General features: G+C 65.2%; 3 protein-coding genes. 1 reads left to right on the top strand and 2 read right to left on the bottom strand.

Translation table 11 applies throughout. The features are described 5' to 3' along the window. Both rnpA and rpmH read right to left on the bottom strand, forming a co-directional pair. On the bottom strand, positions 1 to 471 hold a 471-nt coding region (gene rnpA / locus FKP22_RS30985; RefSeq protein ID WP_170201200.1), incomplete at its 3' end, for a ribonuclease P protein component. A gap of 10 nt (positions 472 to 481) precedes the next feature. Next, complete coding sequence (gene rpmH, locus FKP22_RS30980; protein ID WP_141292009.1) at positions 482 to 619, bottom strand: 50S ribosomal protein L34; 138 nt, start codon at positions 617 to 619, stop codon at positions 482 to 484. A gap of 419 nt (positions 620 to 1,038) precedes the next feature. Here rpmH and FKP22_RS30975 point away from each other — a divergent pair. Next, a partial coding sequence (locus tag FKP22_RS30975; RefSeq protein ID WP_310733401.1) for a DnaA N-terminal domain-containing protein occupies positions 1,039 to 1,211 on the top strand: 173 nt, incomplete at its 3' end.

Here is a 1,211-nt window from a genome sequence, read left to right as displayed (position 1 = left end):
GATTTCGTCGTGTGCGCACTCGCGCAGGTTCTCTGAAGCCGGGCTGAGGAACTGCTGCCGATCAAACGGCGCGCGCAAACGCACCACCCACAGGCCGGCCGGCAGGCTGGCCATGTGATGCAGCATGGCTGCGCGCAGCTGGCGCTTGATCAGGTTGCGTGTCACCGCCCGCTTGGCATGCCGCTTGGGCACCACCAGGCCCAGCCAATGGCCTTCGGGAAGCGGGTCAGCCGCAGCTGGCGAGGACTCATCCACAAGCAGCTGGCTCTCGGGCGACCCACCTGTGGATAACTCTGGTGACAACTGCGGGACAACCGGTTCGCAAGCAAGCGGCGCGGCTTTTGCGGCCGGCCGTCGTGCGGTCGAAGGCCCGCTGGCGACGTAGTGAACGGCGAAGTGAGCACTTCGCGAACGCTGCGGCGCAGCCAGCACACGCTGAAAATCGGCCGAGCGCAAGATGCGGCCGATCATGGCGCGCGGCTTAGACCTGCGACAGCTTCTTGCGGCCCTTGGCGCGGCGCGCATTGACCACGGCGCGACCGCCACGGGTCTTCATGCGGACGAGGAAACCGTGCGTGCGGGCACGGCGGACCTTGGAAGGCTGATAAGTGCGCTTCATGGGTGTTCTACCTAGGTTGGAAGGCGGTCGGAGGGGCGGACTGTCTGGCGCTGCCGGGTGGCCCGAGCTGCAGGCAACAAGCCCACACATCAGACACACCCCCCGACACTTTCAGCGGCTCATGCAAGCTGGCTTGCGGTGGACGCGGTGGAAAATCGGCGCTCCCAAAAGCCCCGCTCCTCACCCACGCTCCCCACCCAGCAAGCAGCCCTGCAAGCGCAGTCCTGTCGTTCGGGAAACCTAGCATTAAATCAAAAGCTGGGCCGGCCGTCAAACAGGCTGGCGCCAAGCCCCGCCAACGCGACCACCCTGGCCGCGCATCAACGGGGATTGACCTGGCGCGAAAAACTGTGGATAACCGCGCTTGGCGACTGGCAGGGAATGCGTAGAATCCAGCCGCTCGATAAGAACTTGTCCACATGAGCATTGACCTCTGGCAGCGCGGTTGCGACCGACTCGCGATCGAACTGCCCGAACAACAGTTTTCCACCTGGATCCGGCCTTTGCCGCCCGCCGACATCAGCGATGCCGGCGAAGCGGGGGCCGTGGCGTCGCTGCGTGTCCCGAACCGCTTCAAGCTGGACTGGATCCG

Origin of the sequence: Ideonella azotifigens (genome assembly GCF_006519715.1) — a bacterium.
GTDB classification, from domain to species: Bacteria; Pseudomonadota; Gammaproteobacteria; order Burkholderiales; family Burkholderiaceae_C; genus Ideonella; species Ideonella azotifigens.
This window is presented reverse-complemented; position numbering and strand designations above follow the sequence as displayed.